This is a genomic window from Streptomyces griseomycini, assembly GCF_014203535.1.
Taxonomy (GTDB): domain Bacteria; phylum Actinomycetota; class Actinomycetes; order Streptomycetales; family Streptomycetaceae; genus Streptomyces; species Streptomyces griseomycini.
The window spans coordinates 158,602-184,303 of the sequence record NZ_JACHJI010000011.1 but is presented as its reverse complement, the minus strand read 5'-3'; the positions used below and the strand labels follow the sequence as shown (position 1 = coordinate 184,303).

27 protein-coding genes, 2 tRNA genes and 2 pseudogenes are annotated in these 25,702 nt (G+C 73.8%); 18 read left to right on the top strand and 13 right to left on the bottom strand.

What is annotated here, in order from left to right; genetic code table 11:
* The first annotated feature begins 9 nt into the window (after positions 1-9).
* The 8 genes from FHS37_RS28415 to FHS37_RS28380 all read left to right on the top strand — a co-directional run bounded on the left by FHS37_RS28415 (position 10) and on the right by FHS37_RS28380 (position 6,163).
* On the top strand, positions 10-582 hold the full coding sequence (locus FHS37_RS28415; protein WP_184826358.1) for a GAF domain-containing protein: 573 nt from the start codon (positions 10-12) through the stop codon (positions 580-582).
* A 203-nt stretch (positions 583-785) separates the two neighbouring features.
* Positions 786-1,814, top strand: coding sequence for an L-threonine 3-dehydrogenase (gene tdh, locus FHS37_RS28410; RefSeq protein WP_184826356.1), 1,029 nt, complete (start codon positions 786-788; stop codon positions 1,812-1,814).
* Positions 1,815-1,854: 40 nt separating this feature from the next.
* Complete coding sequence (locus FHS37_RS28405; RefSeq protein WP_184826354.1) at positions 1,855-3,054, top strand: glycine C-acetyltransferase; 1,200 nt, start codon at positions 1,855-1,857, stop codon at positions 3,052-3,054.
* 36 nt (positions 3,055-3,090) lie between these two features.
* On the top strand, positions 3,091-3,996 hold the full coding sequence (locus tag FHS37_RS28400; protein WP_184826352.1) for a LysR family transcriptional regulator: 906 nt from the start codon (positions 3,091-3,093) through the stop codon (positions 3,994-3,996).
* 59 nt (positions 3,997-4,055) lie between these two features.
* Positions 4,056-4,601 carry a hypothetical protein gene (locus tag FHS37_RS28395; RefSeq protein ID WP_184826350.1) on the top strand — a complete coding sequence of 182 codons (546 nt, stop codon included), beginning with the start codon at positions 4,056-4,058 and terminating at the stop codon, positions 4,599-4,601.
* 46 nt (positions 4,602-4,647) lie between these two features.
* Entirely contained in the window at positions 4,648-5,232 is a 585-nt protein-coding gene (locus tag FHS37_RS28390) for a helix-turn-helix domain-containing protein (protein ID WP_184826348.1), read from the top strand.
* A 5-nt stretch (positions 5,233-5,237) separates the two neighbouring features.
* Positions 5,238-5,786, top strand: a complete 549-nt coding sequence (locus FHS37_RS28385; protein ID WP_221500410.1) for a GNAT family N-acetyltransferase — start codon at positions 5,238-5,240, stop codon at positions 5,784-5,786.
* Between the two features lie 17 nt (positions 5,787-5,803).
* On the top strand, positions 5,804-6,163 hold the full coding sequence (locus FHS37_RS28380) for an MmcQ/YjbR family DNA-binding protein (RefSeq protein ID WP_184826344.1): 360 nt from the start codon (positions 5,804-5,806) through the stop codon (positions 6,161-6,163).
* Positions 6,164-6,533: 370 nt separating this feature from the next.
* Here FHS37_RS28380 and FHS37_RS28375 read toward each other — a convergent pair whose 3' ends face one another.
* Both FHS37_RS28375 and FHS37_RS28370 read right to left on the bottom strand, forming a co-directional pair.
* Positions 6,534-7,457: a transketolase family protein gene (locus tag FHS37_RS28375; RefSeq protein ID WP_184826342.1), complete on the bottom strand. Its 924-nt coding sequence runs from the start codon at positions 7,455-7,457 to the stop codon at positions 6,534-6,536.
* Positions 7,458-7,530: 73 nt separating this feature from the next.
* Positions 7,531-8,238: a thiamine pyrophosphate-binding protein gene (locus tag FHS37_RS28370; protein WP_184826340.1), complete on the bottom strand. Its 708-nt coding sequence runs from the start codon at positions 8,236-8,238 to the stop codon at positions 7,531-7,533.
* 145 nt (positions 8,239-8,383) lie between these two features.
* Between FHS37_RS28370 and FHS37_RS28365 the strand changes: the two genes are divergently transcribed.
* The 5 genes from FHS37_RS28365 to FHS37_RS28345 all read left to right on the top strand — a co-directional run bounded on the left by FHS37_RS28365 (position 8,384) and on the right by FHS37_RS28345 (position 12,891).
* A tRNA-Pro gene (locus FHS37_RS28365) sits at positions 8,384-8,457 on the top strand.
* Positions 8,458-8,659: 202 nt separating this feature from the next.
* Positions 8,660-9,934, top strand: coding sequence for an ABC transporter substrate-binding protein (locus tag FHS37_RS28360; protein ID WP_229890118.1), 1,275 nt, complete (start codon positions 8,660-8,662; stop codon positions 9,932-9,934).
* On the top strand, positions 9,931-10,848 hold the full coding sequence (locus FHS37_RS28355; protein ID WP_184826336.1) for a carbohydrate ABC transporter permease: 918 nt from the start codon (positions 9,931-9,933) through the stop codon (positions 10,846-10,848). The genes FHS37_RS28360 and FHS37_RS28355 overlap by 4 nt, the downstream gene beginning before the upstream one ends.
* On the top strand, positions 10,848-11,681 hold the full coding sequence (locus FHS37_RS28350) for a carbohydrate ABC transporter permease (protein WP_184826334.1): 834 nt from the start codon (positions 10,848-10,850) through the stop codon (positions 11,679-11,681). Before FHS37_RS28355 ends, FHS37_RS28350 begins: the two co-directional genes overlap by 1 nt.
* Before the next feature lie 25 nt (positions 11,682-11,706).
* Positions 11,707-12,891 (top strand): ABC transporter ATP-binding protein, encoded by a 1,185-nt coding sequence (locus tag FHS37_RS28345; RefSeq protein WP_184826333.1) that lies wholly within the window; start codon positions 11,707-11,709, stop codon positions 12,889-12,891.
* A gap of 54 nt (positions 12,892-12,945) precedes the next feature.
* On the opposite strand, the gene FHS37_RS28340 is transcribed toward FHS37_RS28345, so the two are convergent.
* From FHS37_RS28340 to FHS37_RS28305, 8 genes and pseudogenes are all read right to left on the bottom strand, one after another.
* Entirely contained in the window at positions 12,946-13,482 is a 537-nt protein-coding gene (locus FHS37_RS28340) for an NUDIX hydrolase family protein (RefSeq protein WP_184826331.1), read from the bottom strand.
* A 73-nt stretch (positions 13,483-13,555) separates the two neighbouring features.
* A pseudogene (locus FHS37_RS28335) lies at positions 13,556-14,599 on the bottom strand (amidohydrolase family protein); the annotation flags it as partial.
* 4 nt (positions 14,600-14,603) lie between these two features.
* A pseudogene (locus FHS37_RS28330) lies at positions 14,604-14,743 on the bottom strand (glutamine synthetase); the annotation flags it as partial.
* Positions 14,744-14,783: 40 nt separating this feature from the next.
* Positions 14,784-15,596 carry an SAM-dependent methyltransferase gene (locus FHS37_RS28325; protein ID WP_184826329.1) on the bottom strand — a complete coding sequence of 271 codons (813 nt, stop codon included), beginning with the start codon at positions 15,594-15,596 and terminating at the stop codon, positions 14,784-14,786.
* Positions 15,597-15,732: 136 nt separating this feature from the next.
* Positions 15,733-16,386, bottom strand: coding sequence for an HhH-GDP family DNA glycosylase (locus FHS37_RS28320; protein WP_184826327.1), 654 nt, complete (start codon positions 16,384-16,386; stop codon positions 15,733-15,735).
* A 2-nt stretch (positions 16,387-16,388) separates the two neighbouring features.
* Positions 16,389-16,721: a DUF3140 domain-containing protein gene (locus FHS37_RS28315; RefSeq protein ID WP_184826325.1), complete on the bottom strand. Its 333-nt coding sequence runs from the start codon at positions 16,719-16,721 to the stop codon at positions 16,389-16,391.
* Between the two features lie 92 nt (positions 16,722-16,813).
* Entirely contained in the window at positions 16,814-17,296 is a 483-nt protein-coding gene (locus FHS37_RS28310; RefSeq protein WP_184826323.1) for a Dps family protein, read from the bottom strand.
* A gap of 175 nt (positions 17,297-17,471) precedes the next feature.
* Positions 17,472-18,281 carry an alpha/beta hydrolase gene (locus tag FHS37_RS28305; protein WP_184826321.1) on the bottom strand — a complete coding sequence of 270 codons (810 nt, stop codon included), beginning with the start codon at positions 18,279-18,281 and terminating at the stop codon, positions 17,472-17,474.
* A 156-nt stretch (positions 18,282-18,437) separates the two neighbouring features.
* Between FHS37_RS28305 and FHS37_RS28300 the strand changes: the two genes are divergently transcribed.
* Positions 18,438-19,625 carry a thiolase family protein gene (locus FHS37_RS28300; RefSeq protein WP_184826319.1) on the top strand — a complete coding sequence of 396 codons (1,188 nt, stop codon included), beginning with the start codon at positions 18,438-18,440 and terminating at the stop codon, positions 19,623-19,625.
* Between the two features lie 52 nt (positions 19,626-19,677).
* Positions 19,678-20,451, top strand: coding sequence for a sulfite exporter TauE/SafE family protein (locus FHS37_RS28295; protein WP_184826317.1), 774 nt, complete (start codon positions 19,678-19,680; stop codon positions 20,449-20,451).
* Positions 20,452-20,483: 32 nt separating this feature from the next.
* Here FHS37_RS28295 and FHS37_RS28290 read toward each other — a convergent pair whose 3' ends face one another.
* Positions 20,484-21,911, bottom strand: coding sequence for a diacylglycerol/lipid kinase family protein (locus FHS37_RS28290; protein ID WP_184826315.1), 1,428 nt, complete (start codon positions 21,909-21,911; stop codon positions 20,484-20,486).
* A 152-nt stretch (positions 21,912-22,063) separates the two neighbouring features.
* Between FHS37_RS28290 and FHS37_RS28285 the strand changes: the two genes are divergently transcribed.
* On the top strand, positions 22,064-22,816 hold the full coding sequence (locus FHS37_RS28285) for a cobalt-precorrin-6A reductase (protein ID WP_184826313.1): 753 nt from the start codon (positions 22,064-22,066) through the stop codon (positions 22,814-22,816).
* A gap of 56 nt (positions 22,817-22,872) precedes the next feature.
* On the opposite strand, the gene cobF is transcribed toward FHS37_RS28285, so the two are convergent.
* Positions 22,873-23,655, bottom strand: coding sequence for a precorrin-6A synthase (deacetylating) (gene cobF / locus FHS37_RS28280; protein WP_184826311.1), 783 nt, complete (start codon positions 23,653-23,655; stop codon positions 22,873-22,875).
* Between the two features lie 65 nt (positions 23,656-23,720).
* Positions 23,721-24,257: a DUF309 domain-containing protein gene (locus tag FHS37_RS28275; RefSeq protein WP_184826309.1), complete on the bottom strand. Its 537-nt coding sequence runs from the start codon at positions 24,255-24,257 to the stop codon at positions 23,721-23,723.
* Between the two features lie 99 nt (positions 24,258-24,356).
* Here FHS37_RS28275 and FHS37_RS28270 point away from each other — a divergent pair.
* Positions 24,357-24,430: transfer RNA gene (locus FHS37_RS28270), tRNA-Pro, on the top strand.
* 167 nt (positions 24,431-24,597) lie between these two features.
* Positions 24,598-25,680 (top strand): hypothetical protein, encoded by a 1,083-nt coding sequence (locus tag FHS37_RS28265; protein WP_184826307.1) that lies wholly within the window; start codon positions 24,598-24,600, stop codon positions 25,678-25,680.
* Positions 25,681-25,702 lie beyond the last annotated feature (22 nt).

The window sequence follows — 25,702 nt, the reverse complement described above, 5'->3', positions numbered from 1 at the left end:
AGCCCGCCCATGAGCTACGACCCGCCGCGCCCGGCCGGTCGTCTGCTGCTCACCCCCGAGGACAAGGAGGCCCCGGCACGCACCCTCAGGCTCCGCGGACTGGGACTGGGAGACCGTCCCGAGCCCGAGCTGGACGCCTTCGCGTACGGCCTCGCCGAGCTCACGGGGGCGCCGTACGCCATGGTCAACTTCCTCGGCGAGCACGGGCAGTTCTTCGCCGGTCTGCGCACCCCGGCCGTCGCACCGGTCGTGCGCGGTGACGGCACCGGTGCCCTGCTCGGCCGGGCGCTGCCCCGCGACCACGGCTTCTGCCCCCACGTGGTGGCCCGGCGCAAGGCGCTGGTCCTGGAGGACGTGAGCGACTATCCGCGGTTCGCGGGCAACCCGGTCGTGGACGAGTTCGGCATCCGCTCCTACCTGGGCGCGCCGCTCATCGACAGCACCGGCATGGTGCTCGGCACCGTCTCGGTCACCGACGTCCGGGCCAGGGCCTGGGGGCAGCCGGGGCTCGCGGCCATCAAGGAGCGGGCCGCGGATCTCGTCGTACGGCTGGAGCGCCGGGACGACGGGCTGCCCCGGTGAGCCGGGCGGCGCGGCCGGACGGGTGACGCCGTGAGGGGAGGACGGGTGACGGCGTGAAGGAAAGCTGTGGCCGCGCTTAAGAAATCCTCGATGGACCGGTGAGGGTGGTGTGCGGCAGATTGCAGTGCGATTCCACTCCCTTCCCGGACCGGGGCCCCTTCGGCATGCCCCGGCACCGGGACTCACCCTCAGGAGCCGTAGCGTTGAAGGCGCTGGTCAAGCAGAAGGCGGAGCCCGGGCTGTGGCTCGCGGACGTCCCGGAGCCCGCCGTCGGACCCGGCGACGTGCTGATCAAGGTGCTGCGCACCGGTGTCTGCGGCACCGACCTGCACATCCGGGCCTGGGACGGCTGGGCCCGGCAGGCGATCACCACCCCGCTGGTCGTCGGCCACGAGTTCGTCGGCGAGGTCGTCGAGACCGGCCGGGACGTCACCGACGTCAGGACCGGTGACCGGGTCAGCGGCGAAGGACACCTGGTGTGCGGCAAGTGCCGCAACTGCCTGGCCGGACGCCGCCACCTGTGCCGGGCCACGGTGGGGCTCGGCGTCGGCCGCGACGGCGCCTTCGCCGAGTACGTCGTGCTCCCCGCCGGCAACGTCTGGGTGCACCGCGTCCCCGTCGACCTCGACGTCGCCGCGATCTTCGACCCGTTCGGCAACGCCGTGCACACCGCCCTGTCCTTCCCGCTCGTCGGCGAGGACGTCCTGATCACGGGGGCCGGCCCGATCGGCCTGATGGCCGCCGCCGTGGCCCGGCACGCCGGTGCGCGCAACGTCGTGATCACCGACGTCAGCGAGGAGCGCCTGGAGCTCGCCCGCAAGATCGGGGCGACCCTGGCGCTGAACGTCGCCGAGTCGACCATCGCCGACGGCCAGCACGCCCTCGGCCTGCGCGAGGGCTTCGACGTCGGTCTGGAGATGTCCGGCCGCCCCGAGGCCATGCGGGACATGATCGCCAACATGACGCACGGCGGCCGGATCGCGATGCTCGGCCTGCCCGCCGAGGAGTTCCCGGTCGACTGGGCCCGCATCGTCACCTCGATGATCACGGTCAAGGGCATCTACGGCCGTGAGATGTTCGAGACCTGGTACGCCATGTCGGTCCTGCTGGAGGGCGGCCTGGACCTCGCCCCGGTGATCACCGGCCGCTACGACTACCGCGACTTCGAGGCCGCCTTCGAGGACGCGGCCAGCGGCAAGGGCGGAAAAGTCATCCTCGACTGGACCGCCTGACCCTTCCCCCTCGTCCGCAAGCACCTTCAGGGAGCCCCCCATGTTCGACTCCGTGCGCGACGACCTGCGCGCCACCCTCGACGAGATCCGCGCCGCCGGCCTGCACAAGCCCGAGCGCGTCATCGGCACCCCGCAGTCCGCCACCGTGAACGTCACCGCCGGCGGCCGTCCCGGCGAGGTCCTCAACTTCTGCGCCAACAACTACCTCGGCCTCGCCGACCACCCCGAGGTGATCGCCGCCGCCCACGAGGCCCTGGACCGCTGGGGCTACGGCATGGCGTCCGTGCGCTTCATCTGCGGCACCCAGGAGGTGCACAAGGAGCTCGAGGCCCGGCTGTCGGCGTTCCTCGGCCAGGAGGACACGATCCTGTACTCCTCCTGCTTCGACGCCAACGGCGGCGTGTTCGAGACGCTGCTCGGCCCGGAGGACGCGGTGATCTCCGACGCGCTGAACCACGCGTCGATCATCGACGGCATCCGGCTCTCCAAGGCCCGCCGCTTCCGCTACGCCAACCGCGACATGGCGGACCTGGAGCGGCAGCTGAAGGAGGCCGCCGAGGGCGGCGCGCGCCGCACGCTGATCGTCACCGACGGCGTCTTCTCCATGGACGGCTACGTCGCCCCGCTGGGCGAGATCTGCGACCTCGCCGACCGCCACGGCGCCATGGTCATGGTTGACGACTCGCACGCCGTCGGCTTCGTCGGCCCCGGCGGCCGCGGCACGCCCGAGCTGCACGGCGTCATGGACCGCGTCGACATCGTCACCGGCACCCTGGGCAAGGCGCTGGGCGGCGCCTCCGGCGGCTACGTCGCCGCCCGCGCGGAGATCGTCGCCCTGCTGCGCCAGCGCTCCCGCCCCTACCTGTTCTCCAACACGCTGGCCCCGGTGATCGCCGCCGCCTCCCTGAAGGTCCTCGACCTGCTGGAGTCGGCCGACGACCTGCGCGTCCGGCTCGCCGAGAACACCGCCCTGTTCCGCCGCCGGATGACCGAGGAGGGCTTCGACGTCCTCCCCGGCGACCACGCCATCGCCCCCGTGATGATCGGCGACGCGGCCCGCGCCGGCCGCATGGCGGAGCTGTTGCTGGAGCGCGGGGTGTACGTGATCGGCTTCTCCTACCCGGTCGTGCCGCAGGGCCAGGCCCGCATCCGCGTCCAGCTCTCGGCGGCGCACTCCACGGACGACGTGAACCGCGCGGTGGACGCCTTCGTCGCGGCCCGTGCGGAGCTCGACGCCTGAGCGGAGCGCACCGCGGCGTTTGAGACAATCGGTCCCATGATCGAGGCGCGGCGGCTCCACATCCTCCGTGCGGTGGCCGACCACCGCACGGTCACGGCGGCCGCCGCCGCGCTGTACCTCACCCCCTCGGCCGTCTCCCAGCAGCTCACCGCCCTGGAGCAGGAGACCGGCCACCGCCTCGTGGAGCGCGGCGCCAAGGGCGTACGGCTGACCCCGGCCGGCGAGATCCTGCTCAGCCACACCAACGCGGTCCTCGCCCAGCTGGAGCGGGCCGAGGCCGAGCTCGCCGCGTACGGCGCGGGCTCGGCCGGCACCGTCACGGTCGCCGCCTTCGCGACCGGCATCGCCGAGGTCGTCGCGCCCGCGGTGGCCCGGCTCGCCGCGTCCGCGCCCGGCATCCGCATCCGGGTCCAGGACGCCGAGGGCGACGCCAGCCTGCCGATGGTGCTGGACCGGCAGGTCGACGTCGCCGTGGCGGTCGAGTACCGCGGGGCACCGCCCGCCGACGACCCGCGGCTGGCCCACGTACCGCTGTACGCCGAGCCGTTCGACGCGGTCGTCCCCGTCACCCACCGGCTGGCCGACTGCGCCGAGGTGCCGCTCGCCGAACTGGCCAAGGACCCGTGGATCGGCCCGTACCCCGGCAACCCCTGCCACGACGTGGTCGTCCTGGCCTGCGAGAACGCCGGTTTCCAGCCTCGGATGGAGCACTCCTCGGACGACTTCCGCGCGGTGGTCGCCCTCGCCTCGGCGGACGTGGGCGTCGCGCTCGTGCCCCGCTCGGCGCTGCGCGGCATGGACCTCGCGGGCGTCGTCGTCCGCCCGGTCGACGGTGTGGCGCCGACCCGCCGGGTCTTCGCCGCCGTGCGCCGGGGCGCCGAGGAGCACCCGCTGATCCGGCCGGTGCTGGACGCGCTCAGCGCGGCGGCGGAGGGGGCGTAGGCGCGGGGAACCGGCCGCCGCTACGACTCCACCGGCCGCATCCTCGCCGGACTGCCCCGGTGCGCCGCGACCTGATCACGCGTCACCTCTACCCGGTCCCCAACTCGATCGTGGTCTCGCGCGGTTGCCCGCACCACTGCGACTCCTGCTACCAGGACGCCTTCTTCGAGGGCGGCAGGTCCTTCTGCACCCGGGCCGTCGACGACGCCCTGGCCGAGACCGACCGCCTGCCCGGCCACCACCTCATCATGACGCCGTGTCCGTCGACCGGGCCGTGGAGGCAGCTGGAGTCCGAGAACCGCATCGTGCACCGGGACCGGGACCTGTACGACACCCGCCACGTCGTCTACCGGCCCAGGGGGATGACGCCACGTCAGCTGGAGGACGGCTACCGGCGGGCCTACCGCGACTCCTCCCGCTGGTCGCGCATCCGGCGGGGTTCGGCGGCCCGGCCCGGCCGCCCCGAGCGGATGCGGCACCTCGCGTACGCGGGCGGCCGGAAGAAGTTCGAGCCCGCGTGGGACCTGCTGATCCGGTCCGGACGGGTGGTGCGGGCGCTGCCGGTGCTGGAGCGGACGCCGGCGGCCTTCGGCGGCCGCGGGTGACGGGGACCACAGCCGTCCGTCCCTGACCTGGGATACCCTCCCGGATGTGAAACACGATGAGGCCGGGGCGGCCCCGGACCCCGTCGACGTCCGGATCGGCGCGCGACTGGCCGAGCTCAGGGGCGAACACGGATGGTCCCTCGGAGAGCTCGCGGAGCGCAGCGGGATCAGCCGGTCCACCCTGTCCCGGACCGAGCGGGCGGAGACCAGCCCCACCGCCTCCCTGCTGAACCGCCTGTGCGCCGTCTACGGGCGGACCATGTCCCAACTGCTCAGCGAGGTCGAGGCGGAGCCCCAGCCGGTGGTGCGGGCCGCCGAGCAGCCGGTGTGGGAGGACCGCGCCTCCGGTTTCGTCCGCCGGTCCGTCTCCCCGCCGCACGGCGGGCTGCGCGGCGAGCTCGTCGAGGGACGGCTCGTCGCCGGCGCGGACCTCGCCTACGACCGGCCGCCCGTGCCCGGCCTGGAACAGCACATCTGGGTCCTGGCCGGAGCCCTCGCCGTGACGGCCGAGGACGTCGAGCACCACCTCGTCCGCGGTGACTGCCTCAGGCTGCGCGTCTGGGGGCCCACCCGGTTCCGCTGCCCCGGCCCCGAAGACGCGCGCTACGTACTGGCGGTGGTGCGACCGTGAACGTCATGCGCCTGAACGCGGACCAACTCGCCGAACGGGCAGGTGAGTTGGCCGACCTGCTGGCCGACGCCGTGGACGGAGGCGCCTCCGTCGGCTTCCTCGCACCGCTCGACCGCACGCAGGCCGCCGCGTGGTGGCGGGAGCGGTCCGCCGCCGTCGCCGACGGCCGGCTCGTGGTGTGGGTGGCGTACGAGGAGCCGGGCCGGGTGCTGGGCACGGTCGGCCTCGCCCTGCCCGACAGGCCCAACAGCCGCCACCGCGCCGAACTGGTGAAGCTGATGGTGCACCGCACGGCCCGCGGCCGGGGTCTCGGCCGCAGGCTGCTGACCGCCGCGGAGGAGGAGGCCGCCGCGCGGGGCGTCACCCTGCTGCACCTGGACACCGAGACCGACAGCCCCGCCGAGCACCTCTACCGCTCGGCCGGCTGGACCCCCGTCGGCACGATCCCCGACTACGCGGCGGACCCGGGCGGGGTGCTGCGGCCGACGACGCTCTACTACAAGCGCCCGGGAGCGGGCACGGCACCCGCTTCCCCGGGTGATTGTCAGTGGTGACCGCTACGGTCCCTGCCATGCCCGAAGCCGAAGACGTACGACGGATCGCCTTGTCCCTGCCGGACACGACGGAGAAGGTCGCCTGGAGCATGCCCACGTTCCGGGTCGCGGGGAAGATGTTCGCCACCCTGCCCGAGGACGAGACCTCCCTCGCGGTGCGCTGCCCGAAGGAGGAGCGCGACGAACTGGCCCTCGCCGAGCCGGAGAAGTTCTGGATCGCCGGCCACGAGGCGCAGTTCGCCTGGGTCAGGGTCCGCCTCGCCGCCCTGGAGGACGAGGCCGAACTGCGCGACATCCTCGCCGACTCCTGGCGCCAGGCGGCCCCGTCGCGCCTGCTGGAGGCGCACCCCCGGCTGGGCCTCCCGCCCGCGGACTGAAGTTCCCGGGGCGTTGTCAGTGCCCCGTGGCATGATCCAGGACCGTGAGCGGCGGCCGGGGCCGGAGGGGGGTTCCGGCCGCCACCACGACGGACGGCGCGGCGGCCCGGAAGCGGCGGCGCGACGGGTGCGGGGGAGGCGCCCGGACATGCCGTGAGCGACGCCGGGGAAGCACCGGGGGGGGTGCCGGGACGGGCGCCGGGGGAGCGCGGGCGGTCCGGCCGCGTGTCCTCAGCCGCGGCCACGACCGCATCCGTGCCTGTGACGTGGCGGGCTCGCTCGCGATGACGCCGGTCGGCCGGGCCCTCGCGGGCTCCGCCGCCTCGGTGCCGGAACGCAGCGGGTACTGCTGGTCGCCGGGGTGACCGCCTCACGCCCCCGCCGGCACCACCCCGTCCACGGCCAGGAACCCCCCGATGCGCTCCCGCAGCGACCGCGCGTCGAGGCCGTGCGCGGCGACGTGCTCCTCGACCCGCCCGTACCGCCGCAGCTCGGCCCGGCCCACGCCCAGCCCCAGCACCCGGTGCGGCACGTCGGCGAGCGCGTCGTTCGCCGCCGCCGTCGACGTGCCCGCCAGGTACGGCTCGACGAGGACGACGTCCGTCCCGGCCGCCGCGGTGGCGCGGCGCAGGCCGGCCGTGTCGAAGGGGCGGACGGTGGTGGCGTACAGGACGGTGACGTCGAGGCCCTCGGTGGCGTGGAGCACCGCGTCCAGCACCGGCCCGACGGCGACCACGACACCGGAGCGTCCCTCGCGGACGGTGCGGAAGCGCTCCCCGTCCACGGGCAGCGCCCGCGCGTTGGACTGCACGGACAGCCGCACGTACACCTTGTCGTCACCGGCGGCCACCGCGTGCCGCAGCAGCGCCTCGGCCTCGTCCGGATGCCCCGGCACGTGCACGGCCCAGCCGTCCAGGGTGTCCAGCAGCGCCACGTCGCCCGGCGCCATGTGGGTGTACCCGCCGGCCGGCCAGTCGAAGGAGGCGGCGGCGCTCACCAGCACCGCGCCCGCGCCCTGGTGTCCGAGGTCCAGTTTGAGCTGCTCGAAGGGCCGCTCGACGAGGAAGCTCGCGAAGGTGTGCACGACGGGCCGCAGCCCGGTCAGCGCCATCCCCGCGGCCGCCCCGACCAGGAGCTGTTCCCGGATGCCGACATTGACGACCCGGTCCGGGTGCCGGCGCAGTGCCTCGGCGAAGCCGTCCCTGCCGATCTCGGCGAGGACGACCGCGACCCGCGGGTCCTCGTCGAGCAGTCGGGTGACGACAGGGGCGAAACGGTCACGCATGGTGTCCACGGAGATCGGTCCTTTCCACGGTTCGCATCATTCGGGTCGACCTCGGGTCGACAAGGGGGGAGACGGAGGGCGTTCAGGCGTTCTTGGGCTCGACCCGGGCCACGACCATGTGGGGCCGGCCCGGATGCGGTGCGGTGAACGCGGCGTACAGCGCCTCGTGGTCCCGGCCGTCGACCGTGAGCGCGGACCAGCCCGCCGCCTCGAAGCGGGCGGCGATCCCGCCGGGCCGGGCGTGACTGGCGGAGGAGTTGTCGACGACCACGGTGTGCAGCCGTTCCAGGCCGGCGGGCCCGGCGAAGGCGATCGCCTCGTGGTTGCTGCCCTCGTCCAGCTCGGCGTCCCCGATCAGCGTCCACACCCGCGGCTCGTCCAGGCCCTGCGCGCGCAACCCCAGCGCCGTGCCGACCGCGATCGGCAGCCCGTGCCCCAGCGACCCGCTGCCGATCTCGGCGCCCGGCACCAGGAGGCGGTCGGGGTGGTGACCGAGGGGCGAGTCGTACGAGCCGAAACCCGGCAGCCAGTCCACGGGCAGGAACCCCTTGGCGGCCAGTACGGCGTAGTACGCCATCGGCCCGTGCCCCTTCGACAGCAGGAACCGGTCCCGCCCGGGGTCGTCCATCCGCTCCGGTCCGACCCGCAGCACCCGGTCGTAGAGCACCCACAGCACGTCCAGCGTGGACGTCGCGGCCGGACCGTGCTTCTCGTCACCGGTCATCAGAGCCATCAGTCCCGGCAGATCCGCGTACCCGTGGGGACGCGTGTGTTCCTCGAAGATCGTCATACAGCGATCGTGCAACCTCAACCAAACTTCAGGTCAAGACCCGTCGGACGGTGCCCTCCGGTAAACGGGTGCGCGATCACCGCCCCGAGTGCGGTATTGTTTCCGTGCGCGTTCGGCCGGGGGAATCCCCAGGTCAGACGGGCACCGGGACGTGGCGCAGCTTGGTAGCGCACTTGACTGGGGGTCAAGGGGTCGCAGGTTCAAATCCTGTCGTCCCGACTCGAGGGAGTCGTGGTGCGGAGGCCGTGTCGGAGAGATCCGACACGGCCTCCGCGTCGTTTCCGGGGTGCTTGCTGGGCATGACGGGTGATTCGTCATCTCATGTCCTTGATGTCGCTCCAGGCGCTGCTTAACGTTCGCCGGGTAAGCCGCTGCGTGGCCCCTGCCCGCGCCGCCGTCCCGGAAGCGAGGTGTGGAGCGCGTGTGGAGACGCCCCCGAGGGGCGCGACGGGCGCGTGCGCTGGTCGCGCTGACCCTGCTGGCCTCCGCGCTCGCAGCCTGCGGCGGCGACGAGGACACCGGCCGCCCCACCCTCGACTGGTACAACTTCCCCGACGACTCCGGCGCCCTGCAGAAGGCCGCCGACCGCTGCACCGAGGCGTCGGGCGGCCGCTACCGCATCAGCTACCGGAAACTGCCCCGGGGCGCCGACGGCCAGCGCCAGCAGCTGGTGCGCAGGCTCGCCGCCGAGGACACCTCCATGGACATCCTGGGCCTGGACGTCACCTGGGTCGCCGAGTTCGCCGAGGCCCGCTGGATCCGGGAGTGGACCGGTGAGACCGGGCGGCGGGCCACCGAGGGCACCCTGCGCGTCCCGCTGCAGACCGCCACCTGGAAGGACGGGCTCTACGCCGTCCCGTACAACACCAACACCCAGCTCCTGTGGTACCGGAAGGACCTGGTGCCCACCCCGCCCGAGACCTGGTCCGAGATGCTGGACATGGCCCGCGACCTCGCCCGGCGGGGGAAACCGCACCACGTGGAGATCCAGGGCGCCCAGTACGAGGGCCTGACCGTCTGGTTCAACACCCTGGTCAACAGCGCGGGCGGCGCCGTCCTCGACCCGGGCGCCACCGGGCCCTCCCTCGGCCCGCCGGCCGTGCGGGCCGCCACGATCATGCGGGACCTCGCCGACTCCCCGGCCGCCGACCCCTCCCTGCCCAACCAGATGGAGGACCAGAACCGCCTCGCCATGGAGTCGGGCGTGGCGGCCTTCGAGCTGAACTACCCCTTCGTCTATCCGTCGATGAAGGCGAACAACCCGGAGCTGTTCGAGCACTTCCGCTGGGCGCCCTATCCCCGCGTCGACGCCGACCGCCCGGCCCGGCCCACCGTCGGCGGCAACCACCTGGCCGTCAGCGCCCACTCCCGCCACCCCGGCCTGGCCTTCGAGGCGGCCCTGTGCCTGCGCGACCGGGAGAACCAGCTCACCGCCGCGCTCGAGGGCGGACTGCCGCCCACCCTGCGCGCCCTGTACGACGAGCCGGCGTTCAGGAAGGCGTACCCCTTCTCCGAGGAGGTGCTGGCCGCGCTGGAGTCGGGGAGCGTGCGGCCGCTCACCCCCGCCTACCAGAACGTGTCGATCGTCATCTCCCACACGCTGTCCCCGCCGTCCGCGATCCAGCCGGAGAGGGCGGTCGACACCATCGGGGAACAGATCGACGAGGCCCTGCGATCCGAAGGTGTGATCCCGTGAGCACGACGGCAGACCCGGCGCGGGGCAGACCGGTCCTCTCCGCCGGGGCCAAGCAGGAGCGGCGCCTGGGCTGGCTGCTGTGCGCACCGGCCGTCCTCGTCATGCTCGCCGTGACCGCCTACCCCATCGGCTACGCGGTCTACCTGTCCCTCCAGCGCTACGACCTGCGCTTCCCGGCGCGGGCGGAGTTCGTGGGCCTGAGGAACTACGGGGCGGTGCTCTCCTCCCCGTACTGGTGGGACGCCTTCTGGGTCACGCTCTTCATCACCGTCGTGTCGGTGGCCGTCGAGCTGGTCCTCGGCATGGGACTCGCCCTGGTGATGCACCGCACGCTCTTCGCGCGCGGCACGGTCCGCACCGCGGTCCTCGTCCCCTACGGCATCGTCACCGTCGTCGCCGCCTTCTCCTGGCAGTACGCCTGGACCCCCGAGCTCGGCTACCTCGCCGAACTGCTGCCCAGCGGTGAGGCCCCGCTCACCGAGCAGTGGCTCGCGCTGTGGCTGATCGTCCTCGCCGAGGTGTGGAAGACCACCCCGTTCATGGCGCTGCTGCTGCTCGCCGGCCTCGCCCTGGTCCCCGAGGAGACCCTGAAGGCGGCCATGGTGGACGGCGCCACCCCCTGGCAGCGCTTCACCAAGGTCACGCTGCCGCTGATGAAGCCGGCCATCCTGGTGGCACTGCTCTTCCGCACCCTGGACGCGTTCCGGATCTTCGACAACATTTACGTCCTGACCTCCGGCGCCCACGGCACCGGCTCCCTGTCCATCCTCGGCTACGACAACCTGTTCACCGCGCTGAACCTGGGCATCGGGTCGGCGATCTCGGTCCTGATCTTCCTCTGCGTCGGGATCATCGCCTTCACCTTCGTCAGGCTGTTCGGCGCCGCCGCACCGGGCGCGGAGGTGAAGCGCTGATGGCCGCCGCGGGCAAGACGCACGCCACCCGGTGGGGTGTCGTCAACGTCGTGGTGGTGCTGTACGCCCTGTTCCCGGTGTGGTGGATCGCCGCACTGTCGTTCAAGGACCCCGGCACCCTCTCCGACGGCTCCTACGTCCCGCGCGACTGGACCTGGGAGAACTACCGGGGCATCTTCGCGACCTCCGAGTTCACGCGGGCGCTGATCAACTCGATCGGCATCGCCCTGATCGCCACCGTGATCGCGGTGGTCCTCGGCACCATGGCCGCCTACGCGGTCGCCCGGCTGCGGTTCCCCGGCAAGCGGGTCCTCATCGGCATGTCGCTGCTGATCGCCATGTTCCCGCCGATCTCCCTGGTGTCCCCGCTGTTCGACATCGAGCGGATCATCGGGATCTTCGACACCTGGCTCGGGCTGATCATCCCGTACATGACCTTCTCGCTGCCGCTGGCGATCTACACCCTGTCGGCGTTCTTCCGGGAGATCCCCTGGGACCTGGAGAAGGCCGCCAAGGTGGACGGGGCCACGCCCGCGCAGGCCTTCCGGCTGGTCATCGTGCCGCTCGCCGCGCCGGGCGTGTTCACCACCGCCATCCTCGTGTTCATCTTCTGCTGGAACGACTTCCTGTTCGCGATCTCGCTGACGTCCACCGAGTCCGCGCGGACGGTGCCCGCCGCGATCGCGTTCTTCACCGGCAGCTCGCAGTTCCAGCAGCCCACCGGGTCGATCGCCGCCGCAGCCGTGGTGATCACCGTCCCGATCATCATCTTCGTCCTGCTCTTCCAGCGGCGGATCGTCGCCGGACTGACCTCCGGGGCGGTCAAGGGATGAGCCCGACGGCAAGGAGGCACCACCCATGGCCGAGATCGTCCTCGAGAAGGTCACCAAGCGGTATCCCGACGGATCCCTCGCCGTCAAGGACGTGGACCTCGACATCGCCGACGGGGAGTTCGTGATCCTGGTCGGCCCGTCCGGATGCGGCAAGTCCACCACCCTGAACATGATCGCCGGGCTCGAGGACATCACCGAGGGAACCCTGCGCATCGGCGGCCGGGTCGTCAACGACCTCGCCCCCAAGGAGCGCGACGTCGCCATGGTGTTCCAGAGCTACGCCCTGTACCCGCACATGAGCGTGCGCGAGAACATGGGGTTCCCGCTGCGGCTGGCGAAGGTGGACAAGGCCACCGTCGACCGCAAGGTCGAGGAGGCCGCCCGGGTGCTCGACCTCACCGGGTTGCTGGACCGCAAGCCGGCCAACCTCTCGGGCGGCCAGCGCCAGCGGGTGGCCATGGGGCGGGCCATCGTCCGCGACCCCGAGGCGTTCCTGATGGACGAGCCGCTGTCCAACCTGGACGCCAAGCTCCGGGTGCAGATGCGCACCCAGATCTCCCGGCTGCAGCGCCGCCTGGGCACCACCACCGTGTACGTCACCCACGACCAGACCGAGGCGATGACCCTCGGCGACCGGGTCGTGGTCATGCGGCAGGGCCTGGTCCAGCAGATCGGCACCCCCGCCCAGCTCTACGACATGCCGCGCAACCTGTTCGTCGCGGGCTTCATCGGCTCCCCGGCGATGAACTTCGTGGGCGCCTCCCTGTCCGGCGGGACCCTGCGCACCCCGCTGGGCGACCTGCCGCTCGACGACCGCGTGCGCAGGGTGCTGGAGCGGCGGAACGCGCCCCGCGAGGTCATCGTCGGGCTGCGCCCGGAGGCCTTCGAGGACGCGGGCCTGGCGCGCGAGACGGGCGGCCCCGTGATCACCGCCACCGTGGACGTGCTGGAGTCGCTGGGCTCGGACGCGTACGTCTACTTCGGCGCGGAGGGCGGGCCGGTGACGACCGCCGAACTGGAGGAGCTCGCCACGGACTCCGGCGCGCGCGACACCGGGGCCGCCCCGCAGATCGTGGCCCGGCTGAACGCCGCCACCCGCGCCCGCGAGGGCGCGCCCGTGGACCTCCGGGTCGACATGGGCAAGGCCCATGTCTTCGACCCGTCGACCGGAACGAACCTCACGCACCAGGACGGCACGGCCGGCCCCTGACCCCGCGGCCCACGGCCCGGGGGGCCACGCGCCCGCGGGGTCCCCGGGGCGCGGTCAGACCGCGCAGCCCGCGTGCGCCAGCGCCTGCTTCAGCAGCACCCCGTGCCCGCCCGGCATCTCGCTCTGCACCGCCTGTGACACGGCCTCCTGCGGGCTGAACCACACCAGGTCGAGCGCGTCCTGCCGGGGCCGGCAGTCACCCGTCACCGGCACGATGTAGGCCAGCGACACCGCGTGCTGGCGGGGATCGTGGAAGGGGGTGACGCCCTGGGTGGGGAAGTACTCCGCGACCGTGAACGGCTGGAGCGACGCAGGGACGCGCGGCAGCGCCACCGGGCCGAGGTCCTTCTCCAGGTGACGCAGCAGGGCGTCGCGGACGCGTTCGTGGTGCAGCACCCGGCCGGACACCAGGGTCCGGCTGACCGTCCCGTCGGGTCCGATGCGCAGCAGCAGGCCGACGCTGGTGACTTCACCGCTGTCGTCCACGCGCACGGGGACGGCCTCGACGTACAGGATCGGCATGCGGGCGCGCGCCATCTCCAGATCGTCGGAGGACAGCCAACCGGGCGTGGTCTCGGTCATGTCAGACATTGCTTGATCATACTTTCAGCGATCCGCTCGTGGGGCATCCGCCCCGCGGCGACTGTGACCCGCCCCACGCGGCTCAGTCGCCGTCCGGAGCGCCGCCGGACAGCCGGTAGACCCGGCGGGCGTGGTCCCGCCCCGCCGGGACGGCGAGGCGCAGGGCGTCCGGCAGGGCCGGTTCATCGGCGTCCACCCTTTCCTGCAACAGCTCCGCCAGGCCCCGCCGGAAGGCCAGCGCGCCCAGGTGGTGGAACTCGGCCAGACCGTAGGCGTCCGAGCTGTACAGCGGCTTGCGGAACGGGGCGATCTCCAGCGCCTCGGCCAGCACCGCGCCGGCGCGGGCGGGGCCGACGTGGCGCAGGGTGAGCCCGAGGTCGGGGTACACCTGCTCGAACACGGCCGCCAGGCAGGCGGCCCGGCGCCGGCAGGGCCGGCAGTGCAGCAGCAGGACCGGGACCGTGCCGGCCGTCAGGCGCAGCCAGTCCGTCAGGAGCGCGGGGCCCGCGCGGCGCAGCCGGAGGTCGCCGTCGCCGAACCCGGTGTGCGGCTGGAGCGGCAGCCCGAGGTCCACGGCGGTCCACAGCAGGTGCCGGACGAGCACGGGGTCGGCCAGACGACCGCCGGCCGGGAGCCACCGTGCGGCGGCTCCGGTGACCTCAGCGTCGGAGGGGCGGGCCGGGTCCAGGCCGAAGCCGGTGCGGTAGGCCGCCACCGGCTCCACGCCCACCGCCCCGGGCCGCCGCACGGCCTCCGGCGCGGCCGCGCGGAAGGCACCGGCGTACCCGTCCGGCTCGACACCGGCGGCCGCCAGGGACTCGGCGACGCCCTCCAGGCGTACGACCTCGTGCGTCACCGGCGGCATGGTGATCGGCTCGGGGGCGTGGCCGGTGTCGACGCAGAACACCTCCGTGCCCGAGGCCGCGAGGAAGCGCCGGGTCGCCTCGGCGCCGCCGAGCTCCGTGCGCCGGGCCGGGTACTCCTCGGCGGACGCGTGCCGGGGCAGGCCCAGCCGGGGGGGCGCAGTGGCGGCGCACGGCCACGCCGACGGGACCGTCGAAGGGGAGACGCCGGGCCACGCGTCCCCCTCGGCCGGCAGGGACTCGAACCCCGCGCGGTCCGGGTCGGTCCACCCGGCCGGCGCCCGCCGTGTCGACGCAGGTCAGCACGACGCCGTGCACCCCCGGCCGGTCAGCTCACCGCTGAGCGCGGTGGCCGCCTCGACGTCACCGGGACGTCCACCGGGCACGGGGTCGGCCAGGGCGGTCATGCGTCCTCCTCGGCGGGCGCGGCCGGATCGTCGGCTCCCGTCAGGGTTTCACGGCCACCGCGCCGTACTGGGGCACCACGACGGCGGAGCCGGACGCGGCGTGCCACTGCGAGCACGACACCAAGCCGGGCTCGACCGGCTCCAGCCCCTCGAGGAACGCGGCGATGTCCGCGGCGCCGCGCGCCGTGATCGGGGGAGTGGCGTTCTCGTTCCAGAACTTCATGGCGGGAACCTGGTCCTCGCCGCCGACCTCGGGATCGAAGGTGGGGTGCGTGAGGACGAGGAAGCTCCCGGAGGGCACCGCGCCCATGACGCGGCGCACGATGGAGCGGGCCTTGCCGGTGTCGAGGACGAAGTTGAGGATGCCCAGCATCATCACCGCGACGGGCCGGGCGAGGTCCAGTGTCCCGGCGGCCCGCTCGAGGATGGCGTCCGGGTCGTGCACGTCGGCGTCGATGTAGTCGGTGGCGCCGTCGCGGGTGCCGGTCAGCAGGGTGCGGGCGTGCGCCAGCACGATCGGGTCGTTGTCGACGTACACGATCCGCGAGTCGGGCGCGATCCGCTGGGCGATCTGGTGGGTGTTGTCCGCGGTCGGCAGCCCGGTGCCGATGTCGAGGAACTGCCGCACACCGCGCTCGCCGGCCAGGTACGTCACCGCCCGGCCCAGGAACTCCCGGTCCGCCCGGGCGATGTCCCGGATGACCGGGATGATCGAGGCGACGTGGTCGCCGACCCGCTGGTCGACCTCGTAGTTGTCCTTGCCGCCGATCCAGTAGTTCCACACGCGCGCGTTGTGCGCCACACCGGTGTCGGGCCTCGCCGAGCCGCTTGACGGGGTGTGGCTCTCACTCACGGTCTCTCCCTCTCCCTTGCCGGTACGGCCGCAGCCGGCCGTCGCGGTCATTGTGCCGCGCGGTGATCACGTTGTCCCGGGAACGAGGGGACCGGGGAGGGGCGAGGGGAAGCAGGGGCGGCCCGCCCGGGGCCGGTCAGGGACCGGCCCGGTCCAGGGTGTCCTCGGCCACCTTCTCGTCGACGGCCGCGCGCACCAACGCGGCCGCGAGGACGGCCGGTTCGGTCCGCCCCGCGAGGGCGATCAGCCGGTCGGGGTCCTGCGGCAGCTCCAGCCGCCGCGCGCCCTGGAGCGCCTTGGCGTCCAGGTAGGGGGCGGTCCCGGGCCAGACGCGCTGGACCTCGCGCAGGAAGATGTCGGCGCCGGCCGGGCCCACACCGGGGAACTCCTGGAGGAGACGGCGCAGTTCGGGGACCTCGCCGCCCGCCTCCTCGCGCAGCCCGCGCAGGTCGCCGCCCCAGCGTTCGATCAACAACTCTGCTTCTTCACCCAGTTGGGTCGCGGTGCGCTCGTCGTAGCGCCGGTAGCCGCCCCGGCCGAGGGCGTCCACCCGCTCCTGCCAGTCGGCACCGGCCATGCGGCGGGGGTCGCGCAGCCCCGCCTCGTGCAGGGCACGGGCGGTGGCCACGGCGACCGACCCGCGGATCCGGGCGCTGAGCAGGTGGGCCAGCACCAGCAGCCGGTACAGCGGCTGCGGGGCGTCCTCCAGCCGGATGCCCGCCTCCTCCGCGTACGTCCGGCCGTGGGCGTCGACGAGCGCGCGGACGACCCGCTCGTCGCGGCCGGCCACGGCTACGCCTTGAGCGGGTCGTGGCCGAGCGACATCAGACGGTGCCGGCGGGGGGTGTCCTCGGCCACGGGTTCGTTCTCCACGTCCGTCTGCGCGGTGACGGTGTCCACGACCTCCTCCATCACGCGCAGGTCGTCCTCGGTGAGGTCGGTACGCCGCTTCTGCAGGATGGAGAGGACGTGCTGCCCCGTGTCGCCGCCCGTCTGGTCCGGCAGCGGTTCCGTCTCCTCGCCGGCGTCGCGCACCCGCAGCCAGGCCGCGAGTTCCGCCGAGGTCATGTTCACCACGCGGTGGAAGTCGTTCCACAGCGCGTCGATGTCGAGGGCGTCGCCCATGATGTGCCCCTCAGGTGTGTTCGTGCTCCGGCCGGGCGCGGTCCGCGGGGAGACGCGGGCGCCGGCCGGTCCGTACGGGTGCGGTGCGGCGGTCAGGACTCGCCGGGGAAGTTCTCCGCCTCGAACATCCACCGCTGCTTCTCCAGCTCCGCGGTGATCGAGATCAGCAGGTCCTGGGTGACCAGGTCGGCCTTCTCGGTGGCGTCGATGCGCTCGCGCAGCCGCGCGATCGCCGCCCCGAGCGCCTCCGTCAGGACCTGCACGGCGTCCGAGTCGCGCAGCCAGCCCTCCTTCGGGGCCGGCAGGGAGAAGACCTTGGCGATGGTCTCCGGACGGCCGTCCGGCGGCACGCCGAGCGCCGCGGCCCGCTCCGCCACCGTGTCGGCGTGGGTGCGCGCGGCCGAGACCACCTCGTCCAGCTGGAAGTGGATCGAACGGAAGCGCGGACCCACGACGTTCCAGTGCGCCTGCTTCCCGATCAGTGACAGCCCGAGCAGGTCCACCAGGGTGTCCTGGAGGGCCTCGCAGGAGACCCGGCGGGCCTCGTCGGGCAGGGTGCTCCTCACAACGGTCATGGGATGCTGCTCCTCCTCGATGCGTCCAAGGCGGTGCGGAACGGTGCCTCACCGACGGAGAGGGACGAAGCGGGGTCCTCGTCCGCGCGGGCGGCGCTCCGCAACCGCTCCATGGACGCGCGGGTGCCCCGGCCCCACCGGCACAAACACGGCCCGGCCGGCGGGCAGGGGCGCCTCAGCCTGCGAGAACGCCGTCCAGGAAGCGCGTCAGGTCGTCGAACGCCGTCGCCCTGCACGTCTCGTTGAACACCTCGTGCCGGGCGCCGGGGTGGATGCGCTCGGTCAGCCGGCCGCCGCTCAGCCGTTCCACTCCGACGCGGCTGCCGGGCAGCGGCACCAGGCGGTCGTCGTCGCCGTGCAGCCACAGCAACGGGAGCGGGCCGACGTCGCCGCCCCGCGCGACGGTGTCCAGGGCGCGCGCGAACGCCTCCACCGTCGGCCGCTTCATCGGGCCGTGCCAGACCAGCGGGTCCGCCGCGTACGCCGCGCCGACCGCGGGATCGCGGGAGAGCGCCGCCGGACTGATCGGGGCGTCCGGGATCTCGTCGAGGGCCAGCAGCCGCCCCGGCAGCTCCCAGGCGCCGATCACGGGCGCCGACAGCACCAGCGCGGCCAGTGAGGCGCCGTGCCGCTGGGCGTAGCGGGCCGCGATCAGGCCGCCCATGGAGTGGCCGATCACGACGAGCGGCAGGTCCGGGTGGGCGCTGCGCACGAGCCCGGCGGCGGTGTGCAGGTCGGTGACCACGTCCTCGAAGTCCTCGATCAGCACCCGCTCGCCCGCCGACCTGCCGTGCCCCATGTGATCGGGACCGGCCACCACGGCCCCGTGCGCGACGAGCACGCCGGCCAGCTCGGCGTAGCGGCCGACGTGTTCCCCGTAGCCGTGCACCACGAGCGCGAGGTACCGGGGGCCGTCGCGGGACCACTCGCGCACCGTCAGCGCACCCCGGGTGCCGGTGAGGACGTGTTCGCGGACGTCGGGCACGGGACCTCCGGGCAGCGGACGGCGGGCGGGGCGGTGCGGTCTCCTGGATCTTCCCAGGAAGCCGCCCGGCGGTCTATAGTCAAAAACTAGCGGTGATAACCAAGTGGGTCGCCGGTCACGGCCCAGCCTCCCCGTACCCGGTCAGGAGTCTCCCTCGTGCGTCCCGTCCACTTCGCGGCCGCCCGCCGCACCCCCATCGGCAAACTGCGGGGATCCCTGTCCTCCGTGCGGCCCGACGACCTCGCCGCCGCCGTGATCCGGGGCCTGGTCGCCGACGTGCCCGCGCTGGACCCGGCCCGCGTGGACGACGTCTACTGGGGTGCCGCCAACCAGGCCGGCGAGGACAACCGCAACGTCGCCCGCATGGCCGCGCTGCTCGCCGGGCTCCCCGAGTCCGTCCCCGGCGCCACGGTCAACCGGCTGTGCGCCTCGGGCCTGGAGGCCGTCACCACCGCCGCCCGCACCATCGCGGCCGGGGAGGCCGACATCGTGATCGCGGGCGGCTCCGAGTCGATGAGCCGCGCCCCCTTCGTCCTGCCCCGCCCCGAGGAGGCCCTGCCGCACCGCATCGAGACCGCCGACACCCGACTCGGCTGGCGGCTGGTCAACCCCGCGATGGGGGACCTCCACGGACTGCTGTCCATGGGTGAGACGGCGGAGGAGGTCGCCGCCCGGTACGGCATCGCGCGCGAGCGCCAGGACGAGTTCGCCCTGCGCAGCCACCGGCGGGCCGCCGACGCGCGCGAGAACGGCCACTTCGACGACGAGATCCTGCCGGTCAGCCGCCCGGACGGGGTGGTCGTCGACGCCGACGAGTGCGTCCGCGAGGACACCTCGATCGAGAAGCTGGCCCGGCTGAAGCCGGTCTTCCGCGCGGACGGCTCGGTCACCGCGGGCAACGCCTCCCCGATGAACGACGGCGCGGCCGGACTGATCCTGGTCAGCGAGGAGGCCCTGAACGAGCTGGGGCTGGAGTCGCTCGGCCGCTACGTCGCCGGTGCCTCCGCGGGCGTCCACCCGGACGTCATGGGCATCGGCCCGGTCCCCGCCACGCGCAAGGCGCTGGCGCGCGCCGGCTGGGGCATCGGCGACATCCAGGAGGCCGAGTTCAACGAGGCCTTCGCGGCCCAGGCCCTGGCCTGCGTGGACCAGCTCGGCATCGACCCCGACCTGGTCAACCCGAGCGGCGGCGCGATCGCCCTGGGCCATCCGCTGGGCTGCTCCGGCGCCCGCATCCTCACCACCCTGCTGCACCGCATGCGGCGCACCGGCGCGGAGCGCGGACTGGCGACGATGTGCGTGGGCGTGGGACAGGGGAGCGCGGTGCTGGTCGAGCGGCACTAGACGAGACGGCCCTTACGGGGGCCGGTTGCTCGCACATAGCATCGGTCCCCGCATGAACACGATGACGCTCTGGCACCTCGACGGCTGGGAATTCGCCGCGCTCGCCTTCGCGGCCCTGCTCGTCGGCTTCTCCAAGACCGCCGTCAGCGGCGCCAACACGGTCAGCCTCGCCGTCTTCGCCGCGGTGCTGCCCGCCCGCGCCTCCACCGGCGTCCTGCTGCCGGTCCTGATCGCCGGTGACGTGCTCGCCGTCCTCACCTACCGCCGGCACGCCCACTGGCCCACGCTGTGGCGGCTGTTCCCGGCGGTCGCGGCGGGCGTCGTCGTCGGGACGGTGTTCCTGGTGTGGGCGGACGACGGGGCCGTGCGGACCTCGATCGGCGTGATCCTGCTGCTGATGGCCGGAGTGACGGTGTGGCGGCGGCGGAAGGCCGAGGCGGAGGAGGAACCGGACGCGGTCACCACCCGCGCGGGCCGCGCGAAGGCCCGCGCGTACGGCGTCCTCGGCGGCTTCACCACCATGGTCGCCAACGCGGGCGGACCGGTGATGTCGATGTACCTGCTCTCCGCGGGCTTCCGGAAGATGGGCTTCCTGGGGACCTCGGCCTTCTTCTTCCTGATCGTCAACACGTCCAAACTGCCGTTCAGCGTCGGCCTGGGCCTGATCGACGCCCGGTCGCTGCTGCTCGACGCGGTGCTCGTGCTGTTCGTGGTGCCCGGTGCGCTGCTCGGCAAGTGGGCCGTGAACCGGATCAACCAGCGGCTCTTCGAGCAACTGGTCATCGCGGCGACGGTGGTGGGCGGCCTGCAACTGCTGGTGCGCTGAGGCGCGCGGCCGGCAGGAGGCGGCCGGGCCGGTCAGCGGGGCGGGGCCGAGGCGCTCGATCCGGTCGGCTCGTGCCGGTCGGCCGGCTCGTGCGGAGGGGGCAGCGGGCCGTCCGTGTGCCGCAGCCGGCTGGGGGCCGCCGTACGGCCGACCGTCGCGGCCAGCTTGCGCAGCCGCCGCCAGTCCAGTCGCTGCGGAGGCCTCCTGACGCCGGGCCGCCTGCGCGGGACGCGGACGCGGAGCGCGCCCGGTGCGATGCGGCAGTGGACGGGCGCCGGAAGCATCATCGCCTCCCCGTCGACCCCGGCCTCGATCTCCGGGCGGTCCGCCTCGATGACGACCTCGGGGGCGGTCAGGAGGGTGAGCCCGCCCGGATCGGGGTTCAGCAGCAGCGCGGCGGCGTCGACGGCGCCCTCCAACCGGACGCCGAGGACGCCCAGCACGGCGGAGTCGAGCCGTTCGCGCCGGCCCAGCCCGAAGGGATCACCGGTGTGGTACGGGTTGTTGCTGACCAGCACGGCCTGCGGAGCGGTGAGCGTCGTGTCCCCCGCGCGGGCGACCAGCCGGGGCCCCTGCTGACCGGTGAGCAGGTCGGGCAGCATCTCCAGACTGGTGCCGATCTTGTCGTCGCGGTAGGCGGGGCTCTGCACGATCGCCGCGTACGCGCCGAAGGAGGCGTTGTTCACGAACGGCTGCTCACCCGCGAAACCGAGGTCGACGCGGAGCTCGACGCCGTCCGTCAGCGCGTCGAGGCAGGCGGCCGGGTCACCGCGGTCGAGACCGAGGTCCAGGGCGAAGTGGTTGCGCGTCCCGGCGCTGATGACCAGGAACGGGATGTCGTGCTCGGCGGCCACGGCCGCGACCAGCGCCTGGGTGCCGTCGCCGCCCGCGGCGCCCAGCAGGTCCGCACCGTCCGCGACGGCCTCCCGGGCCAGCGCGGTGACGTCGTGCCGCTCGGACGGGTCGAGCAGGACGACCCGGGCCCCCAGGCGTTCCGCCTTCTCCCGCAGCCGGAACCGGCCCACCTTGCCGCCGCCCGACCGGGGATTCATGATCAGCACCGGCCGCCGGGGCGGCGGCAGCCGCCGCTCCCGCACGCGGGCCCGCTCGCTGCCCGTCCCCCGCAGTGCGAACCGGCCGCACCACACCGCCAGACCCCACAGGGCCAGCGACACCAGCAGGGCCCAGAACAGGGTGACGGCGAACAGGGCGAGCACGGCGGCGGGCACGCACACCGCGATCAGCGCGGCCCCCCAGCGCAGCGGACCCCGCAGGGTCAGCGTCCACCACACGGCGGCCGCGCTGAGCCCCAGTCCCGCGACCCCGCAGAACAGCAGCAGCAGACCGCGCAGCCCGCCGTAGACGAGGGGGGTCACCACCGCGAGCGCGGCGGCGGCCAGCGCCCCCCGCGCCGCCCACCGCTGAGCGCGGTAGCCCCGCCTGCTCAAGTCCACGGCCATGATTCCTCCCGTCGCCGGCGTCATCGTAGGGCGTCAGCGCACGTGTGTGCGGCCGGATTCCGCGTGCCGGTCACCGGCGGCCGGGACGACGGACCGGGACGGCGGGCGGACCGGTGCCGGAGGCGGCCTCCGTGCCCCGTACCCTCGGCGCCATGTCCCCGCACATCCTGATCCTCGGCGGCACCACCGAGGCGCGCGAACTGGCCGGTGAGCTGGCCGCCCGTCCCGGAACCCGGGTGACCACCTCGCTCGCCGGACGCGTGGCACGGCCGGGAGCCGTCGCGGGCGACGTGCGCGTGGGCGGTTTCGGCGGCGCGCGGGGACTGGCGGACTGGCTGCGCGAGCAGCGTGTGGACGCCGTGGTCGACGCGACGCACCCCTTCGCGCGGACCATCACGGCGAACGCGGCACGGGCCGCGGCCGTCACCGGACTGCCCCTGGTGGTGCTGCGCCGGCCGGGCTGGCGACCGGGCCCGCGCGACGACTGGCACCCGGTCCCCTCGCTGCACGCGGCCGCCGACCTGCTGCCCCGGCTCGGACGGCGCCGGGTCTTCCTCACCACCGGCCGCCTGGGCCTCGCGGCCTTCGCCCACCTCACGGAACTGTGTTTCGTCGTCCGGTCGGTGGAACCGCCCGAACCGCCCGTGCCGCCGCACACGCACGTCCTGCTGGCCCGGGGCCCCTTCACCGTGGCCGACGAGACGGCGCTCCTGCGCGACCACCGTGTCGACGTGCTGGTGACGAAGGACAGCGGCGGAGCGGCGACGTCCGCCAAACTCACCGCGGCCCGCGACCTCGGACTGCCGGTCGTGGTCGTCCGGCGCCCGCCCCTTCCGGACGGGGTGACCGCCGTCCCCGACACGGCGGCGGTCCTGCGCCGGCTGAACGCCCTCGGCCGGTCGTGACGGCGGACCGGTCGTGACGGCGGAACCGCCGCGACCGCGTCCGGCCCGCGCACCTCCTACCGCTCGGGCGTCCGGCGCCGCAGCAGATACGTGTCCATGATCCAGCCCTTGCGCTCCCGGGCCTCCGCGCGGAGCCGCTCGATACGCGGCGCGGCCTCGGCGAGGGGGCCGGAGACCAGGATCTCGTCCGGGGTGCCGATGTAGGCGCCCCAGTAGATGTCGATGTCCTCACCGCCCTCGCCGGCGTACCGGAGGAAGGCCTGGTGGGCGTCCAGCATCACCACCACGTCGTCCACGCCCTCGGGGAAGCCCTCGGCGAGCCGCCGGCCCGTGGTGATCTGGACCGGGCGGGCGACGCGGTTGAGCCCCGTCCGGTGCCGGGCGACCAGCGCCGAGACGCTGCTGATGCCCGGCACGACGTCGTACGCGAAGGCGACGCCGCCCCGCTCGAGCACCTCCTCGAGGATCGCGAGCGTGCTGTCGTACAGCGACGGGTCCCCCCACACCAGGAACGCGCCGGTCTCGTCCTCGGCGAGCTCCTCGGCGATCAGGCGCTCGTAGATGTCCGCGCGGGCGCTGCGCCAGTCCCCGACCGCGGGGGAGTAGGCCGCACCGCCGGCCGACCGGTCCCGCTCCGGGTCGCGCGCCTCGACGACCCGGTACGTCCCCTCCGGCACGTGCGCGTCGAGCATGTCCCGGCGGAGCCCGGTGAGGTCCGCCTTCACCTCGCCCTTGTCGAGGATGAAGAACACGTCCGTGCCCCGCAGCGCCTTGACCGCCTGCAGGGTCAGCTGGTCGGGGTCGCCCGCGCCGATACCGATGACATGAATCTTTCGCACGCCCCGAGTCTGCCGCACGGCACCGACGCCCCTCGCACCGCACCCCACGGCCGGTGCACGCCCCGCTACGCGGACCGCCGCAGCCGGGGCGCCCGCGCAGCCGGGTCCACGAGCTCACCACCGCCCCGCTCCACCTCCGCGGCCAGCTCCCGGGCCCAGGCGACGACACCGTCGAGATCGATCCCGTGCGGACGCCGTTCGCCCCCGGCCCCCGCCGCCCACTCCTCCGCGGCACCGGCCCCGCGCCGCAGCAGCCGCGCCCCGCCCGTGACGTTCCCGCGCGCGGCGTGGGTGAGTCCCACGGCGAGCTGGGCCAGCCCCCGCCACAGCTCGCGGTCCTCCTGGGGCCCCGACTTCCAGGCGTCCTCGAACACCTCGTGCGCGTGGAAGGGCTTCCCCTCGTCCAGCAGCCGCTGCGCCTCGGCGACGCTCTCCTCCGGCCGCCGGACGACCCCCTCGGGCTGCCGGGGCACCCCCTCCGCGCCGTACGGCAGGGGCCGCCCCAGCCCGTCCCGCGGCCGGGCGTTGCGCGCCCGCCCCTCGCTGTCCCGGTCCCGCACGACGGCCGCCGGGTCCGGGGAAGTCCTGTCCATGCTGCCCATACGCCGATTGTCCCGCGTCCGGCCCCGCTTCGGTGCCGGACGCGGTGTGGGGTAAAGTGCTGTTCGCGCGATCACGCGGTTCACCGCGCGAGAACGCACCGGGACGTGGCGCAGCTTGGTAGCGCACTTGACTGGGGGTCAAGGGGTCGCAGGTTCAAATCCTGTCGTCCCGACTTTGCGAAGTCGCAGGTCAGAGGCCGTGTCGGAGTTCACCGACACGGCCTCTCGATCATTTCCGGGAGCGGGAGGGCGAGCGGTCAGGACGGCTCGGCGGAGGGCGCCGGCGACGATCGTCCCGACCGGGTGCCACGGCCGCCGACCCCTGTGGAACGATGCCGGCATGCCCGTTGAGCCCACGCACGGAGAGTTCGCACAGCACACGGCCCGCCTCGTCGCCACCGTCCGCGCCCCGTTGGCCGGTACCCCCGCGGATGTCCCGCAGATCCTGCACTGGCCGGGGCGCCGGCTGCTGGTGCAGCGGGGCGACACCGAGCTGGCCGTTCGTGACCTCGCGGGGGAAGAAGCGGAATTCCGCTTCCCCGCACCATGGCCACGCCGGTTCGGCCAGGCGACGGTCTCCCCCGCGGGCGACCTCGCCGTGTTCTCCGGCCTGCACGCCCTGAGGGCCGTGGACCGGACCGGCGGAACACGATGGGAGGTCCGGCACGACTGCTGGTCCTCCGCCGTGTGCACCGCCTCCCACACCTCGTTCTCCGAGTACGCCGACGACCCCGGCCACGCCCATGCCGACAGCGGCTCCGCCGCGTTCTCCCCGGACGGCACACTGGTGTGGGCCCACGTCCGCAGCGGCGGAGGGGAGCACACGAAGGAGGAGTGGCTCGTCCTGGACTCCGCCTCCGGCTCGGTCCTGGGGCGGGCGGAGACCATGACCGTGAGCGCCGCCTCATGGCACTTCCCCCACCCGGACGGCGCGCACATGGGGCTGACCGTCGGTCAGGGCGACGACGATTCCCCGCTCCTGTGGGGACACTGGGACGGCACCGCGCTCACCTTCGAGAAGCTCGTCGGGGAGGTCTTCCTGGACGTCGGCCCGTCCGGGCGGCACTTCCTCACCACCGATCCCGGGCAGTGGGCCCTCTACCTGCACCGGACCTCCGACGGGGCGGAAGTGCAGCGGCTGAACGCCGCGGACGCCGTGTCCCCCCTGCCCGGCGACGACATGGCCAGATGGCACTACGAGGCCGCGTTCCCCTACGAGGACGGTGCCGTGGTCGGCACCGAGGACCACGCCGACGTCCCGCGTCACTGGCTCGTGGATCCGCGCACCCTGTCGGTGGACGGCCCCGTCGCGTATCCCTTCCCCGTCTCGGGAAGCCCGCTGTCCGCGGGCCGGGGCGCGTGGTGCACCGTCTCCCAGGACCACACGTCGGTCCACCTGTGGAGCCTCGCCGGGAGGGACTGAGCCCGCCGACGCCCACGGGGAA